Source organism: Pseudomonas sp. ZY71 (assembly GCF_036542145.1).
Taxonomy (GTDB): Bacteria; Pseudomonadota; Gammaproteobacteria; order Pseudomonadales; family Pseudomonadaceae; genus Aquipseudomonas; species Aquipseudomonas koreensis_A.
Genome location: NZ_CP144274.1, coordinates 2,684,977 through 2,699,409, shown reverse-complemented (window position 1 = coordinate 2,699,409; position 14,433 = coordinate 2,684,977). Strand labels below are relative to the sequence as shown.

The window sequence follows — 14,433 nt, the reverse complement described above, 5'->3', positions numbered from 1 at the left end:
TCAACATCCGTTTGACGGACTTTGTGCTCCCCTCAGTCTCAGCTAAGTTTCCCTCGTTAATGTCTCTCCTGCGCACCTTCAGCGCTGCTCAGGAGAGGCCCCCGCCCATGAATTCCGCGAAAGCCGGATGGCTCAACAAAGTACCCGAGGTCACCCTGGCCTTCTGGGTGATCAAGATTCTGTCGACGACCGTCGGTGAAACCGGTGCGGACTTTCTCGCCGTGGACGTCGGTTTCGGCGCCGGCCCGACCAGCCTCGGCATGGCGTTGCTGCTGGGCGGCGCACTGTTCCTGCAAATGCGCAAAGTCACCTACACGCCGTGGATCTATTGGCTGACCGTGGTGCTGGTGAGCATCGTCGGCACGCAGATCACCGACATCATGACCGACATGCTCGATATCAGTCTGTACATCAGCACCGCGGTGTTTTCAGTGCTGCTGGCGATCAATTTCGTGCTCTGGTATCGGGTCGAACACAGTCTATCGATCCGTGAAATCAACACCCCGCGCCGGGAGCTTTTCTACTGGACCACGGTGCTGTGTACGTTCGCCCTCGGCACCGCCGCCGGTGATCTGGCCACCGAAGCACTGGGCCTGGGCTTCACCCTTGGCGCAGTGATTTTCGGCGCACTGATTGCCGCCACCCTGATCGCCTGGCGCATGGGCGCCAATGTGGTGTTGACCTTCTGGGTCGCCTACATCCTGACCCGGCCGTTCGGCGCTTCTCTGGGCGATCTGCTGACCCAGGCGAAAACCTATGGCGGCCTCGGTATGGGCGCGGCCTGGACCAGCGCGATTTTTCTGACCGTCATCGTTCTGCTCGTGGCTGTCGCGCAGATCAGCGTCGGCAACCGCAAAACCCTTACTCAGTAACCTTCAATGTCTATTCGAGGAATCATCATGCGTCCCTTTCAAAATGCCATTCGTCACGTTGCCATCGTCACCTCGATCGTTCTGCTGGGCATCGCCGCCGGCTGCTCGAAACCGGCGGACAAACCGGCGGGCGGTGCCGCCACGACGTCAATGAGCGCGCCGACGCAATCAGGCTCGAAGCTCGGCGACCTGAGCGAGTTCCGCAGCATCGCCGCCGACGTCGCCGTCCTCGTCGATAAAAACGATCTGCGGGGCGCCAAGGCGCGGATCAAGGATCTGGAATCGGCCTGGGATTCCGCTGAAGCCGGGATCAAGCCGCGTGCAGCAAGCGACTGGCACGTGCTCGACAAAGCCATCGACCGCGCCCTTGACGCCCTGCGCGCCAGCTCGCCGAAGCAAAGTGACTGCAAAGCGGCGATGGACGACGTGCTCAAGGCATTCGATTCGATGAAAGGTCAGGCATGACCGTGCGCTGCGCCGGTGGCGGACAAACGCCGGCTCAGGTGCTTCAATACAGGCGCGACGGTCTCGACCGTGGCGCCTTTTTTTGCGGAGCGGGACATGCGGATATTGCTGGTCGAAGACGACCCGATGATTGGTGATGCGATACAGGGCGCACTGGACGATGCGAGCTACGCCACCGACTGGGTGAAAAACGGCCTCACTGCCCTCGCGGCACTGGACACGCAAGCCTACGACATGGTGCTGCTCGACCTCGGTCTGCCCGGCAAGGACGGCCTCGATGTGCTCGACAGCATTCGCGCGCGCAACAATCCTGTGCCGCTGTTGATCATCACCGCCCGCGAGGGTCTTGATGAGCGCCTGCGCGGACTGGACGGCGGCGCCGACGACTTCCTGCTCAAACCCTTTGCCATGGCCGAACTGCTCGCGCGCATGCGTGCGGTGTTACGACGCAAGGGCGGCAGCGCGCAGTCAGTGCTGGACAACGGCGTGGTGTCGCTGGACCTGCTGGCCAAACAAGCGCGCACCGCCGAGGCGGACGAGGTGCAACTTTCCGCCCGCGAATTTGCCCTGCTGCAAGCCTTGCTGATCCGGCCCGGGGCGATTCTGTCGCGCAGTGAACTGGAGGATCGAATCTATGGCTGGGGCAATGAAGTGGAAAGCAACGCCGTGGAGTTTCTGATCCATGCGTTGCGACGAAAACTGGGTAACCACGTGATCAAGAACGTCAGGGGAATGGGATGGATGGTTTCAAAAAGCGCCTGAATGATTCGGTTCAGTTGCGCCTGTCGTTCACGCTGTCCGTCGCCATCCTGATCATCGCGGTGCTCGCCGGGGTCTTCGCGTTTTTCTCCGCCCTCGACGAAGCCCACGAGATGCAGGACGCGCACCTGCATCAAGTGGCCATGCTGTTCGATCGCCAACAGATGACCCTGCGCTATCCCGCTGCCGAGCCGTTGGCGGGCGACGATGAGGAATCGCGCGTCATCGTCCAGTACCTTGCCGACGGACGCCTGGCGCGCGGCAACGACGACAACGTCATTCCGCTGCCCTTCCCTGCCACGCTCGCTGACGGTTTGGCGACGGTAACCATTGCCGGTGAAGACTTCCGCGCGATGGTCAGGACCACCGCCCGTGGCGAGCGCATTGTCGTGGCTCAGGAAACCGGCATCCGTGACCGCGAAGCGCGGGAAAGCGCCTGGCGTAGCCTGTTGCCGTTTTTGATTCTGTTTGCCGTATTGCTATTGGTCGTGGGCGATCTGGTGCGCAAGCTCTTCCGACCGATCGCCGTGCTCTCCGATGAGATCGACCAGCGTGACCAGCAAGCACTGCACCCGATTGACGAACAACATCTGCCCAGCGAAATCCGCCCTTTCGTGGTAGCCATCAATCGCTTGCTGGGACGGGTCGCGACGTCGATGGAAAGCCAACGCCGCTTCGTTGCCGACGCCGCGCACGAACTGCGCTCACCGATGACCGCCCTGTCGTTGCAAGCCGAACGTCTGGCGGCCAGCGACATGCCGACGGCGGCTCTTGAGCGTTTGCTGCCGCTGACTCAAGGCATTGAGCGCAGTCGTCAACTGATCGATCAATTGCTGGCGTTGGCAGCGGCGCAATCGAGCGTGGAGCGGCCTCAGACAAGCATCTCCGTGCATGCGGTATTTCGCCGGGTGCTGGAAGACTCAATGCCTTTGGCCGAGCGCAAACATATCGATATCGGCGTCGAAAGCCTTGAGGACGTGCAGGTGTTGATCAATGAAATGGACCTGACGATACTGGTCCGCAATCTGCTCGACAATGCTATCCGCTACAGCCCCGAAGGCAGCCAGATTGATTTGTCGGTGACACAAACACAGGATGCCGCCATTGTGCAGGTCAAGGACTCGGGGCCAGGCATCAGCGTTGAAGAACAACAGCGGGTGTTCGATCCGTTTTACCGCAGCCTCGGCACCGAGGTGTCCGGCTCCGGGCTGGGACTGTCCATCGTCAGGGCCATTGCCGAGCGCACAGGCGCCAGCATTCACTTGAGTTTTACTGACGAATGCCAGCAGCGCGGGCTGTGTGTGACGGTCCGTTTCAAACGCACCGAGAAAACCATCACGCCGTTTTGACATTTTTTCCCAATCCGCTTCGTAGGGTGCGTTATTCGGCTAATCAGGAACCCGCTCATGACCTCTTCCGACCTTGGCGAAATGGACGAAGACATCCTTACTCAAGCCGCCGACTGGTGCATGCGCTTGAACGACGATGATTGCTCACCTGCTGACCGGCAGGATTTCCAGCATTGGATTCAGCTCGATCCGCGCCACGCTTTCGAGTACGCAAAGATGCTCGAGATCTGGGATCTCAGCGGACAATTGCCGGAAGAACCCGGGCCGGCGAAAAAGCTCCTGTCCGGTGATGCATCGATGCACAAAGGCAGTCGCGAAATGTAGGGGCAGGTTTTGCCGCTCCTGCCCCCCTTCATAGCGCTCAACCCACAGTATTCAAAGGCTTTCCCCCGTCTGCATCAGAATTTTATCTTCACATCCCAGCTTAATAATATTTTACCGATACCCCCCTCCTCCCTAGTCTGACCTCAAGCCAAACGGACAAGCCAACAGCGGCCCGAATCCCACTGCCTTGCTAGGAAGGATGTAGAGATGACCCCTGAAATAATAAAAACAGACACGCTGATCGTGGGTGCCGGCCAAGCGGGCGTGGCGATGAGCGAGCACCTGAGCAAACTCGGTGTGCCGCACCTGGTGCTGGAGCGCAATCGCATTGCCGAACGCTGGCGCACCGGGCGCTGGGACTCGCTGGTGGCCAACGGCCCGGCGTGGCACGACCGCTTCCCCGGCCTGGAATTCGATGACGTCGATCCCGACGGTTTCGCCCCGAAAGAGCGCGTAGCCGATTACTTCGAAGCCTATGCGAAGAAATTCAATGCGCCGATCCGCACCGGCGTTGAGGTGAAAAGCGTGGTGCGCAATGTCGGTCGCCCGGGTTTCACCGTCGAGACCTCCGAAGGCGTGATCGAAGCCAGCCGTGTGGTCGCCGCCACGGGTCCGTTTCAGAAACCGGTGATCCCGGCGATTGCCCCGCAAGACCAACGTCTGCTGCAAATCCATTCCGCTGACTACCGTAACCCGAAGCAATTGCCGGCAGGCGCGGTATTGGTGGTGGGCGCAGGTTCCTCCGGTGTGCAGATTGCCGATGAATTGCAACGTTCCGGCAAGCAGGTTTACCTGTCGGTTGGCGCCCACGACCGCCCGCCTCGCGCTTATCGCAACCGGGATTTCTGCTGGTGGCTGGGTGTGCTCGGCGAGTGGGATCAAGCGGCGATGAAACCCGGTCGCGAGCATGTGACCATCGCGGTCAGCGGCGCCCATGGCGGGCGCACCATCGATTTCCGTGGTCTGGCCCATCGCGGCATGACCCTGGTTGGCGTCACCGAATCGTTCAATAACGGCGTGGTGACCTTTAAGCAGGACCTGGTCGGCAACCTCACTCGCGGCGACGAAAATTATCTGGCGCTGCTGGACGCCGCCGATACCTACATCGAGCGCAACGGCCTTGATCTACCGGAAGAACCGGAGGCGCGCGAAACCTTTCCGGATCCTGAGTGCGTGAAAAATCCGCTGGCCGATCTCGATCTGGCCAAGGCTGGCGTGACCTCGATCATCTGGGCCACCGGGTTCGCCGTGGATTACTCGTGGCTGCAAGTCGCGGCGTTCGATGACAAGGGCAAGCCTGTGCATCAGCGCGGCGTGTCGAGTGAGCCGGGGGTGTATTTCCTCGGTCTGCCATGGCAGTCGCGCCGTGGCTCGTCATTTATCTGGGGCGTGTGGCACGACGCCAAACACGTCGCCGATCACATAGCCACTCAGCGCAAGTACCTGGACTACCGCGATGCCGAGCAGCGTGAAGCCGCGCTGCATTCGAACGCCCACAACAAGGCCGCTGACACCGTCGACGCTTGATGTCCTTTTCGCTCCGGCGCCGATTGCGCCGGGCAACCCCTCTTTCAGGAGCTGCACATGAGCAAGCCAACCCACACTCGCATCCGCATGTTCAACACCAAAGACACCTACCCCAACCAGACGCTGGACAACGATTTGTGCCAGGCCGTGCGTGCAGGCAACACGGTGTATGTCCGTGGGCAGGTCGGCACCGATTTCGACGGCAATCTGATCGGTTTGGGTGATCCGCGTGCACAAGCCGAACAGGCCATGCGCAACGTCAAGCAACTGCTCGAAGAAGCCGGCAGCGACATGAGCCACATCGTCAAAACCACCACCTACCTGATCGACCCGCGTTATCGCGAGGCGGTGTATGGCGAAGTCGGCAAGTGGCTTAAAGGCGTGTTCCCGATCTCCACCGGGCTGGTGGTGTCGGCGCTAGGGCAGCCGCAGTGGTTGATGGAGATTGATGTGATTGCGGTGATTCCTGAGTAAGTCAGGAAACCGAGTTGTGGCCATCGCGAGCAGGCTCACTCCTACAGGGAATGCATTTCATTGTGGGAGCGAGCCTGCTCGCGAAGAGGCCAGTCCAGACACACAAGGAGTTCATTAGATGACCTTTTCAATCACAGCCCGCTGCGCCGAAACCGGCCAGTTCGGTGTCGCCATCAGTTCCTCCAGCATCGCCGTCGGTGCCCGTTGCCCGTGGCTGCTGCCGGGCGTTGGCGCAGTGTCGAGCCAGAACATCACCCTGCCGTCTCTCGGCCCGGAAGTTCTTGCGCTGATGGAGCAAGGTTTGGCGCCGGACGATGCGCTGGACAAAGTCCTCACGCGCAACGGCTACAGCCAGTACCGCCAGATCACGGCGATCAACCACCTCGGCCAGACCGCACATTTCAGCGGTGCGCAAACCCTCGGCGTGCACAACGCCGTGAGCGGCGAACAATGCGTCGCCGCCGGCAACATGCTCGCCGGGCGTTCGGTGATCGAAGCCATGGTCAGCGCCTTTGAGGATGGTGAAGGTCAACTCGCTGATCGTCTGCTCAAAGCGCTGCACGCCGCACAAGCTCTCGGTGGCGAAGCCGGGCCGGTGCATTCGGCCGCTGTCGTGGTGGTCGGCGAGCAGACCTGGCCGATCGTCAACCTGCGCGTCGACTGGGCCGATGAAGATCCGATCGGCCAACTGCAAAAACTCTGGAACGCTTACGAGCCTCAGCTTCAGGACTACATCGACCGCGCCCTCGATCCGGCGAAAGCGCCAGGTTATGGCGTGGCCGGTGATGACCGATGAACAGCGTCGAGTTGCTCAAAGTGCTGGTGGGGTTCGATACCACCAGCCGTGAATCCAACTTGCTGTTGATCGAGTTCGTCCGCGATTACCTCGCGGGTTTCGACGTGCCGTGTGCGCTGATCTATAACGATGAGCGCAGCAAAGCCAACCTGTTCGCCACGATCGGCCCGGTGGATCAACCGGGCATTGTGCTGTCCGGGCATACCGATGTGGTGCCGGTCGATGGCCAGCCGTGGACGCTGCCGCCGTTCGAACTGAGCGAACGCGACGGCAAACTGTACGGCCGTGGCACGGCGGACATGAAGGGCTACATCGCCTGCGTGCTCGCCCTGGTGCCGTCACTGGTTAAAACGCCGCTGCGCATGCCGGTGCACATTGCCTTGTCCTATGACGAAGAGGTCGGCTGCCTCGGCGTGCGCTCGCTGCTGAAGGTCTTGCAGCAGCGACCGATCAAACCGCTGCTGTGCATCATCGGCGAACCGACCGAATTGAAACCGGTGCTCGGCCACAAGGGCAAACTGGCGATGCGCTGCGATGTGCAGGGCCATCCGTGCCATTCGGCCTATACGCCGCTCGGGGTCAACGCGATTGAATACGCCGCCGAACTGATCGCTGAACTGGGCCGTCTCGGCCAGCAACTGAAAGCGCCTGAGCATCATGATGCGCGCTTCGATCCGCCCTACAGCACGGTGCAGACCGGCGTGATCAGCGGCGGCAAAGCCTTGAATATCGTTCCGGCCGATTGCCGATTCGACTTCGAGATCCGCGCCCTGCCCTCACAGGATCCGGCGCTGGTTGCCGAGGCGCTGAAAGCCTATGCCGAACGCGAAGTGCTGCCGCGTATGCGCGCGGTCAGTGCGCAGAGTGATATTCGCTTCAGCGCCTTGTCCGCGTATCCGGGGCTGGCCACCGATGCGCAAAGCCAGGCCGCCGAACTGATTTCGGTCTTCTGCGGTTCAAAGGATTTCGGCACTGTAGCGTTCGGTACCGAGGGTGGACTGTTTGATACGGTGGGGATTCCCACGGTGGTCTGCGGTCCCGGCAGCATGGACCAGGGCCATAAACCCGATGAGTTTGTCAGCCTCGAACAGTTGCAGGCGTGCGATGCCATGCTCCAGCGGATGCTGGCGTTTATCAGCCTCTGACCAGCGGCTCGACGGCACTCACGGGTGCAGTCGGGCCAACTCTTCGCGGCAATGATCGACAAACAACTGCGCCGGTTTGGTCAGTTGCACACGACGCAGCCAGGCCGCCGACAATCCCGAACCGGTGACGTTTTCCGCCAGCGGTACACACACGACTTGCTGGCCGTCGTAGGTGTAGTCGCTGAACGGTTTGGTCACCAGAATCGAAAAGCCGAAACCATTGCCGACCATGCCACGCACCATCTCGATCGACGGTGAGCTGAAGACGATGTTCGGCGTCAGGCCGCGCTCTTCGAAGATGCTCACGAAATAGGTGCGGCTCGGCACCACGTCGAGCAGGATCATCGGTTCCAGCACCAGATCATCCAGCGAGACCTTGGCCTGTTGTGCAAAACGGTGGCTGGCCGGCAGCAAAGCGTAAGGCTGTTGCGGTGGCATCAGCGGTGCGGTTTCGATGGTGCTGTCCAGATCGTGCTCGAACAGCATCGCCACGTCGATGCTGCCGGCGGTCAGCGCCTGCACCAGTTCTTGTTGCTCGCCATCACGAATGCGGATTTCCACCCCCGGCCAGCGCGCCTTGAAGCCGGCGATCAAGCGCGGCAAGTACAGTGGTGCGACGGTTTCGAAACAGCCGATATCGATCTGCCCCGCTACCACGTCATTGTCAGCCAGCGCATTTTGTTCGAACTCGTGAGCCACCCGCAGCAGCTCCAGCGCCTTGCGATAAAAGCGCGAACCGCTGGGCGTCAGAGAGACGCCTTGGGCGTGATGGCGGATGAACAACTGCACACCGAAGCTTTCTTCCAGATGCTTGATAGCGGTGGAAACCGACGGCTGCGCGATGTAGAGCTTGCGCGAGGCCTCGGCAACGCTGCCGCAGTCGGCGGTGGTGACGAAATACTTGAGCTGGCGCAGGTTGTAGGCGGCCATATGAGTCTCCAAAAGAGCGCGAGTGTTCGCCCTGTTTCCCTGGCGCACGATCAAACTTGAACATACCGGACACGGGCGCCAGCCGAAGCATATTTTTTTTAAGGTCTGAAGCAACAAACTTACTAATTTATCTATCCCGACGCTTTGCACATGATCGCTTCAACAAGAAATGCGCCGCCCGTGCCGGCGCTTGCCGAAGTACGTCCACGTACTCATCCTTGCCTTGGAGTTCGTCATGGCTACCCCTGCAGCATTCTCCGCTCCGCTGATTGAAAAACACACGATAGGATACGTGCCCCCCGAAGATCGCCACGGAAAGGTCAGGGATCTGTTCACGCTCTGGTTCGGCGGCAACATCGCGCCGTTGCCCATCGTCACCGGTGCGCTGGGCGTGCAGTTGTTTCACTTGAATCTGCTCTGGGGCATCGTCGCGATTCTGGTCGGCCATCTGGTCGGTGGTGTGCTGATGGCACTGCACTCGGCGCAAGGCCCGCAGATGGGCATCCCGCAAATGATCCAGAGCCGCGCGCAGTTCGGCTCTCTTGGCGCGTTGCTGGTGGTGTTGATTGCCGGCGTCATGTACATCGGCTTTTTCGCCTCCAACATCGTGCTCGCCGGCAAGTCGCTGCATGGCGTGGTCGACAGCGTTCCGGTGCCGGTCGGCATCGTCATCGGCGCAGTCGGTTCGGGGATCATCGGCATCATCGGCTACCGATTTATCCACGTGCTCAACCGCATCGGCACGTGGGTGCTGGGGATCGGCATCGTCGTCGGTTTCGGCTACATATTCACTCATATTCAAACCGATGACTTCCTCACCCGGGGCAGCTTCAACCTCTCCGGTTGGCTGGCCACCGTGTCGCTGGCCGCGCTGTGGCAGATCGCGTTTGCGCCCTACGTGTCCGATTATTCGCGGTACTTGCCGGCCGACGTGAAGGTTTCTTCGACCTTCTGGACGACCTATTTGGGGTCAGCGTTGGGTTCGAGTCTGGCGTTTATTTTCGGCGCCGTCGCGGTGCTGGCAACGCCAGTCGGCATGGACACCATGGACGCGGTGAAACTCGCCACTGGCTCTATTGGCCCGCTGATGCTGGTGCTGTTCCTGCTCAGCGTGATCAGCCACAACGCCCTCAACCTGTACGGCGCGGTGCTGTCGCTGATCACTTTGGTGCAGACCTTCGCCTACCGCTGGATTCCTACCGCCAAGAGCCGCGCAGTGATCTCGATCATCGTCTTGCTGGCCTGCTGCTTTGCCGCCGTCGGCGCGTCGAAAGACTTTATCGGCCACTTCGTCGACATGGTGCTGGTGTTGTTGGTGGTGCTAGTGCCGTGGACGGCGATCAACCTGATCGACTTCTACGCGATCCACAAAGGCCAGTACGACATCCAGTCGATCTTCCAGGTCGACGGCGGCATCTACGGCCGCTACAACCCGCAGGCGCTGCTGGCTTACGCGATCGGCATCGCCGTGCAGATCCCGTTCATGAACACGCCGTTGTGCGTCGGCCCGGTGTCGGCACACATCAACGGTGCGGATCTGTCATGGCTGGTGGGACTGCTGGTGACCTCGCCGCTGTATTTCTGGCTGGCGAATCGGGACACGTCCTACCGTCGGCGGATGATGGGCGGGAAACTGGCGAGCAGTCTGTGAGATTGATTTGATGAAAAACCAAGGCCCGCTTAGTGCGGGCCTTCTTTATTTCGGTATGGTATTTCTTCAAGCCTGAAGACTCTGAGGAAAGGGACATCCAATGCTGCGAATACTCGGTAAAGCCTCATCGATCAACGTGCGCGAAGTGCTGTGGACTTGCGCTGAATTGCGCATTCCTTTCGAGCGTGAAGACTGGGGATCGGGGTTCAGATCGACGAACGATTCGGAGTTTCTCGCGCTCAATCCCTGTGCCATGGTGCCGGTGATTCAGGACGGTGATTTCACCTTGTGGGAATCGAACACGATCATTCGCTATCTGGTCTCGCGCTACGACGGCACGCAGCTTTATCCGACGGAGCCGATGGCGCGGGCGCGGATTGATCAGTGGATCGATTGGCAGGCTTCGGAGCTGAATCGCTCGTGGTCGTACGCGTTTCTGTCGCTGGTGCGCCAGTCGCCGGAGCATCAGGACAGCGCCGCTCTGGCAGCCGGTTGCCGGGACTGGGCGCGGAACATGGTCATCCTCGACCGACAACTGGAGAAGACCGGCGCCTACGTCAGCGGCGAGACGTTTTCACTGGCGGACATTCCCATCGGACTGTCGGTGAACCGCTGGTTCGAAACACCATTGGCTCACCCGGATTTTGCCGCGGTAAAGGCCTATTACGAGCGCCTGAGCCTGCGCCCCGGCTACGTACTGCACGGTCGAAACGGTACGCCGTGATCGAGGTTATTTGCCTTTGAACGCCTCACGCCGCGCCTGTCGCTCAGCGGCGTAAGCTTCTTGTGGCTGGCTGATCAAATCTTCCCGACGCAAGGGTTCGCCACAGTGATCGCACAGCGGCCCGAGGCCGGCGCTGTGGTTGCAGCTTTTGTGGGTCATGTTCACCGCCAGTCCCTCCTCCGGTGTTTTGCACCAGGTCTCTCCCCACGCCCGCAGCGCAATGATCACCGGGTAGAACGCCTCGCCTTTCGCGGTGAGGTGGTACTCGTAGCGTTTCGGTCGCTCGTTGTACAAGCGTCGTTCGACCAACCCATCCGCTTCCAGACATTTCAGACGCGCGGCGACCATCTGCGGCGTACCGCCCGTCTGCGCCTGGATCTCGTCATAACGATGATTGGCCATGAACAACTCGCGCAAAACCAGCACCGTCCAGCGGTCGCCGACGATCGTCTCGGCCCGGGAGATCGGGCACAGCGTGTCAGGAAGACTATCGTTTACTGCCATCAGGGCTTGCCTCTTTTACAGTTACTATGATTATCATATCTACACGATGCCAGGACAAGCCCTGTGCACCGATAATCTCATTGCCGGAGCAAGCAGCCATGTCGAATACCCCCTATCCACTGGACAAAACCGCCTACCTGTTGGTCGATCCGTACAACGATTTTCTGTCGGACGGCGGCAAGATTTTCCCTCTGATCAAACCCATGGCCGAACAGAACGGCCTGCTCGACAACCTGCGCAAACTCGACCGCACCGTGCGCGACTTGAAAATTCCGGTGGTCATCGTACCCCATCACCGCTGGGAAAAAGGCGACTACGAAACCTGGGATCACCCGACCCCGACGCAATGCAAAATCATGCACATGCATCATTTTGCCCGGGGCGAATGGGGCGGCGAATGGCACCCGGATTTTGCGCCGAAGGACGGCGATATCGTGGTTCAGGAACACTGGGGTTCCAGTGGTTTCGCCAACACCGACCTGGATTTTCGCCTGAAGCAGCAAGGCGTCACCCACGTGATCATCGTCGGCCTGCTGGCCAACACCTGCATCGAAGCCACCGCGCGCTATGCCTCGGAACTGGGCTACCACGTCACCCTCGTACGCGATGCAACAGCGGCCTTCAAAGCAGAAATGATGCACGCCGCCCACGAGCTCAACGGCCCGACATTCGCTCACGTGATTGCCAGCACGGACGAACTGATTGCCAACCTCAAATCACAGGGTGAAGCGCAATGAATCTGACCGGCCATTTGCTGATCGGCGCGGCGGATGTTGCCGCCACCGCAGGAACGATGAAAGCGCTGAACCCGGCCACCGATCAACGGATAGAACCGGACTTCGCTTTCGGCGGTGCGGCCCAGGTTGATCAGGCTGCAACACTCGCTGATGCCGCGTTCGACCACTACAGCCACACCTCGCTGGCCGAGCGTGCCGCGTTTCTCGAGAGCATCGCTGACAATCTCGATGAAGTACGCAGCGAACTGGCGGCACGCGCGGCACTGGAAACCGGACTGCCCGAAGCTCAGTTTGAGGGCGAAGCGTTGAGAGCAGCGACCCAGTTCCGCCAGTTCGCCGATGAGGTGCGCCGGGGCCGCTTTCTGCGACTGGCGATCGACCCGGCGCAACCTCAGCGTCAGCCGCGCCCACGGATGGATCATCGCCTGCAAAAAATCGCCATCGGTCCGGTAGCGATTTTCGGCGCGAGCAACTTCCCGATCTCCTACTCGGTGGCGGGTGGCGATACCGCGTCGGCACTGGCGGCCGGGGCGCCGGTGATTCTCAAGGCGCACAACGCCCATCCCGGCGCCTCGGAAATCCAGGCCCGCGCCATTCGCAAAGCCGTGCAGGCGCAGGGTTTGCCCGAAGGTGTTTTCTCGATGGTGCGTGGCGGCGGCAATGCCATCGGCGAAGCGCTGGTCGATCATCCGTTGATCAAGGCTGTGACCTTCACCGGCTCCGAAGCGGGCGGCATGGCGCTCTATCGCCGTGCGCAATTGCGTCCCGAGCCGATCCCGGTGTTCACCGAAATGACCAGCGTCAACCCGACCTTCATCCTGCCCGAGGCACTGGCGGCTCGCGGCGCCGAAATCGGCGACGGCTTTATCGAACGGATGCTGGTCAACGTCGGCCAGGCCTGTTTGTGCCCATCGATCCTGATCGCCATCCGCGGTGCGGGGTTTGATGAGCTGCGCAGCGCCATGCGCAAACGGCTCAGCGCGGCACCGGCGCAGACGATGCTGACGCCGGGCATTCATGGCGCCTACGTCGCGGGTCTGAGGGTGATGGAAGGTGCCGGCGCGCAGGTGATCGCGACAGGCACGCCAGCCGATGCCACGTTCGCCGGACGTGCTGCGTTGCTGGAAGTCGAGGGACACCAATTGCTCAGCGAACCGGGGTTGGCCCACGAAGTGTTTGGCCCGTCGGCACTGTTGGTATCGGTCAGTGATGAAGCTGAGCTGCTGGCAATCGCCCGTTCGTTCAAGGGACAGCTCAGCGCGGCGATTCACCTTGAAAGTGTCGATCTGGGATTGGCGCGGCGCCTGCTGCCGATTCTCGAACGCCGCACTGGACGCATCGTGGTCAACGCCTTCGCCCACCCACAGGAAGTGACCTTTGCTACGGTGCACGGCGGCCCTTTTCCGGCTACATCTGACAGCCGCTTCACTTCGGTCGGCATGACTTCGATTGAGCGCTTCTTGCGGCCCGTGGCTTATCAGGGTTTTCCGGATGAGTTACTGCCAGAAGTGTTGCGCGAAGGTAATCCGCTGAACGTGCCACGCAGTATCGACGGGGCCTTTTGACAGGCAAAAAAATGCCGGCCTCTTGTTCAAGAGCCCGGCATTTTTTATTGCAAAATCAATCAGGCCGGCACACCCAGAATGATGTGCGAAGCCTTGATCACTGCCGTCGCGCTAACACCCTTGGCCAGGCCCAGCTCGGCAACGGCATCGCGCGTCACGATCGAGTAAACCTTCGAGCCACCGGCCAGCTCGATGACCACTTCGGCGTTGACCGCGCCATCGGTCACGCTCAGCACTTTGCCTTCCAGGCAGTTGCGTGCCGACAGGCGAATGTCGCTGGATTCGGTCATCAGCATGACCCATGGCGCCTTGACCAGCGCGACGGCTTCTTTGCCCACCGCGATGCCGAGGTTCTTGATGCTTTCCATGGTCACGACGGCAACCAATTGCTCACCGCCAGCCAATGTCAGTACCACTTCGGCGTTGACCGCGCCGGCCTGAACATTGCTGACTTTGCCTTTGAATACGTTGCGTGCACTGACTTTCATGATGGACGTCCTGTTTTTTTGACTTTGGAGTTAGGAAACGGCGTGCATCATCGAAGTTGGCGCTATATAAAAACAACTACAGCGCTGCGCTCTGTTGTCACGTCCCCTACATAAAAGCACGCC

At 60.5% G+C, this 14,433-nt stretch carries 16 protein-coding genes; 13 read left to right on the top strand and 3 right to left on the bottom strand.

The window, feature by feature from the left end; genetic code table 11:
- The first annotated feature begins 107 nt into the window (after positions 1-107).
- From VY732_RS12080 to argE, 9 genes are all read left to right on the top strand, one after another.
- Positions 108-872, top strand: coding sequence for a COG4705 family protein (locus VY732_RS12080; RefSeq protein WP_331695511.1), 765 nt, complete (start codon positions 108-110; stop codon positions 870-872).
- Between the two features lie 27 nt (positions 873-899).
- Positions 900-1,337, top strand: a complete 438-nt coding sequence (locus VY732_RS12075; protein ID WP_331695510.1) for a hypothetical protein — start codon at positions 900-902, stop codon at positions 1,335-1,337.
- 96 nt (positions 1,338-1,433) lie between these two features.
- Complete coding sequence (locus VY732_RS12070) at positions 1,434-2,099, top strand: response regulator transcription factor (protein WP_331695509.1); 666 nt, start codon at positions 1,434-1,436, stop codon at positions 2,097-2,099.
- On the top strand, positions 2,075-3,445 hold the full coding sequence (locus tag VY732_RS12065; RefSeq protein WP_331695508.1) for an ATP-binding protein: 1,371 nt from the start codon (positions 2,075-2,077) through the stop codon (positions 3,443-3,445). Before VY732_RS12070 ends, VY732_RS12065 begins: the two co-directional genes overlap by 25 nt.
- A 57-nt stretch (positions 3,446-3,502) precedes the next feature.
- Positions 3,503-3,769 carry a FecR/PupR family sigma factor regulator gene (locus VY732_RS12060; RefSeq protein ID WP_331695507.1) on the top strand — a complete coding sequence of 89 codons (267 nt, stop codon included), beginning with the start codon at positions 3,503-3,505 and terminating at the stop codon, positions 3,767-3,769.
- 207 nt (positions 3,770-3,976) lie between these two features.
- Entirely contained in the window at positions 3,977-5,296 is a 1,320-nt protein-coding gene (locus VY732_RS12055) for a flavin-containing monooxygenase (protein ID WP_331695506.1), read from the top strand.
- 57 nt (positions 5,297-5,353) lie between these two features.
- The gene (locus VY732_RS12050) at positions 5,354-5,770 is read left to right on the top strand and encodes a RidA family protein (RefSeq protein ID WP_127926852.1); all 417 of its coding nucleotides are present in this window, start codon (positions 5,354-5,356) and stop codon (positions 5,768-5,770) included.
- A 118-nt stretch (positions 5,771-5,888) separates the two neighbouring features.
- Entirely contained in the window at positions 5,889-6,566 is a 678-nt protein-coding gene (locus tag VY732_RS12045) for a DUF1028 domain-containing protein (RefSeq protein ID WP_095050052.1), read from the top strand.
- The gene (gene argE, locus VY732_RS12040) at positions 6,563-7,711 is read left to right on the top strand and encodes an acetylornithine deacetylase (protein ID WP_331695505.1); all 1,149 of its coding nucleotides are present in this window, start codon (positions 6,563-6,565) and stop codon (positions 7,709-7,711) included. The genes VY732_RS12045 and argE overlap by 4 nt, the downstream gene beginning before the upstream one ends.
- Positions 7,712-7,729: 18 nt before the next feature.
- On the opposite strand, the gene VY732_RS12035 is transcribed toward argE, so the two are convergent.
- Positions 7,730-8,641, bottom strand: coding sequence for a LysR family transcriptional regulator (locus VY732_RS12035; protein WP_077573310.1), 912 nt, complete (start codon positions 8,639-8,641; stop codon positions 7,730-7,732).
- Between the two features lie 235 nt (positions 8,642-8,876).
- Between VY732_RS12035 and VY732_RS12030 the strand changes: the two genes are divergently transcribed.
- Both VY732_RS12030 and VY732_RS12025 read left to right on the top strand, forming a co-directional pair.
- Positions 8,877-10,292: a purine-cytosine permease family protein gene (locus VY732_RS12030; protein ID WP_331695504.1), complete on the top strand. Its 1,416-nt coding sequence runs from the start codon at positions 8,877-8,879 to the stop codon at positions 10,290-10,292.
- Positions 10,293-10,392: 100 nt separating this feature from the next.
- Positions 10,393-11,016: a glutathione S-transferase family protein gene (locus tag VY732_RS12025; RefSeq protein WP_331695503.1), complete on the top strand. Its 624-nt coding sequence runs from the start codon at positions 10,393-10,395 to the stop codon at positions 11,014-11,016.
- 6 nt (positions 11,017-11,022) lie between these two features.
- Here the strand turns inward: VY732_RS12025 and VY732_RS12020 are convergent, their stop codons facing one another.
- Positions 11,023-11,520 carry a winged helix-turn-helix transcriptional regulator gene (locus tag VY732_RS12020; protein WP_331695502.1) on the bottom strand — a complete coding sequence of 166 codons (498 nt, stop codon included), beginning with the start codon at positions 11,518-11,520 and terminating at the stop codon, positions 11,023-11,025.
- Positions 11,521-11,618: 98 nt separating this feature from the next.
- Between VY732_RS12020 and VY732_RS12015 the strand changes: the two genes are divergently transcribed.
- Positions 11,619-12,257: an isochorismatase family cysteine hydrolase gene (locus VY732_RS12015; protein ID WP_331695501.1), complete on the top strand. Its 639-nt coding sequence runs from the start codon at positions 11,619-11,621 to the stop codon at positions 12,255-12,257.
- Positions 12,254-13,822, top strand: coding sequence for an aldehyde dehydrogenase (NADP(+)) (locus tag VY732_RS12010; protein WP_331695500.1), 1,569 nt, complete (start codon positions 12,254-12,256; stop codon positions 13,820-13,822). Before VY732_RS12015 ends, VY732_RS12010 begins: the two co-directional genes overlap by 4 nt.
- Before the next feature lie 59 nt (positions 13,823-13,881).
- On the opposite strand, the gene VY732_RS12005 is transcribed toward VY732_RS12010, so the two are convergent.
- A complete protein-coding gene (locus VY732_RS12005; RefSeq protein ID WP_077573316.1) occupies positions 13,882-14,310 on the bottom strand; it encodes a TOBE domain-containing protein in 429 nt (142 codons plus the stop codon).
- Between the last annotated feature and the right edge of the window lie 123 nt (positions 14,311-14,433).

What these genes read in the sequence shown, in the direction of transcription:
- VY732_RS12080 (WP_331695511.1), top strand. Translation starts at nt 108, where the DNA reads ATGAATTCCGCGAAAGCCGGATGGCTCAACAAAGTACCCGAGGTCACC.
- VY732_RS12075 (WP_331695510.1), top strand. Translation starts at nt 900, where the DNA reads ATGCGTCCCTTTCAAAATGCCATTCGTCACGTTGCCATCGTCACCTCG.
- VY732_RS12070 (WP_331695509.1), top strand. Translation starts at nt 1,434, where the DNA reads ATGCGGATATTGCTGGTCGAAGACGACCCGATGATTGGTGATGCGATA.
- VY732_RS12065 (WP_331695508.1), top strand. Translation starts at nt 2,075, where the DNA reads ATGGATGGTTTCAAAAAGCGCCTGAATGATTCGGTTCAGTTGCGCCTG.
- VY732_RS12060 (WP_331695507.1), top strand. Translation starts at nt 3,503, where the DNA reads ATGACCTCTTCCGACCTTGGCGAAATGGACGAAGACATCCTTACTCAA.
- VY732_RS12055 (WP_331695506.1), top strand. Translation starts at nt 3,977, where the DNA reads ATGACCCCTGAAATAATAAAAACAGACACGCTGATCGTGGGTGCCGGC.
- VY732_RS12050 (WP_127926852.1), top strand. Translation starts at nt 5,354, where the DNA reads ATGAGCAAGCCAACCCACACTCGCATCCGCATGTTCAACACCAAAGAC.
- VY732_RS12045 (WP_095050052.1), top strand. Translation starts at nt 5,889, where the DNA reads ATGACCTTTTCAATCACAGCCCGCTGCGCCGAAACCGGCCAGTTCGGT.
- argE (WP_331695505.1), top strand. Translation starts at nt 6,563, where the DNA reads ATGAACAGCGTCGAGTTGCTCAAAGTGCTGGTGGGGTTCGATACCACC.
- VY732_RS12035 (WP_077573310.1), bottom strand. Translation starts at nt 8,641, where the DNA reads ATGGCCGCCTACAACCTGCGCCAGCTCAAGTATTTCGTCACCACCGCC.
- VY732_RS12030 (WP_331695504.1), top strand. Translation starts at nt 8,877, where the DNA reads ATGGCTACCCCTGCAGCATTCTCCGCTCCGCTGATTGAAAAACACACG.
- VY732_RS12025 (WP_331695503.1), top strand. Translation starts at nt 10,393, where the DNA reads ATGCTGCGAATACTCGGTAAAGCCTCATCGATCAACGTGCGCGAAGTG.
- VY732_RS12020 (WP_331695502.1), bottom strand. Translation starts at nt 11,520, where the DNA reads ATGGCAGTAAACGATAGTCTTCCTGACACGCTGTGCCCGATCTCCCGG.
- VY732_RS12015 (WP_331695501.1), top strand. Translation starts at nt 11,619, where the DNA reads ATGTCGAATACCCCCTATCCACTGGACAAAACCGCCTACCTGTTGGTC.
- VY732_RS12010 (WP_331695500.1), top strand. Translation starts at nt 12,254, where the DNA reads ATGAATCTGACCGGCCATTTGCTGATCGGCGCGGCGGATGTTGCCGCC.
- VY732_RS12005 (WP_077573316.1), bottom strand. Translation starts at nt 14,310, where the DNA reads ATGAAAGTCAGTGCACGCAACGTATTCAAAGGCAAAGTCAGCAATGTT.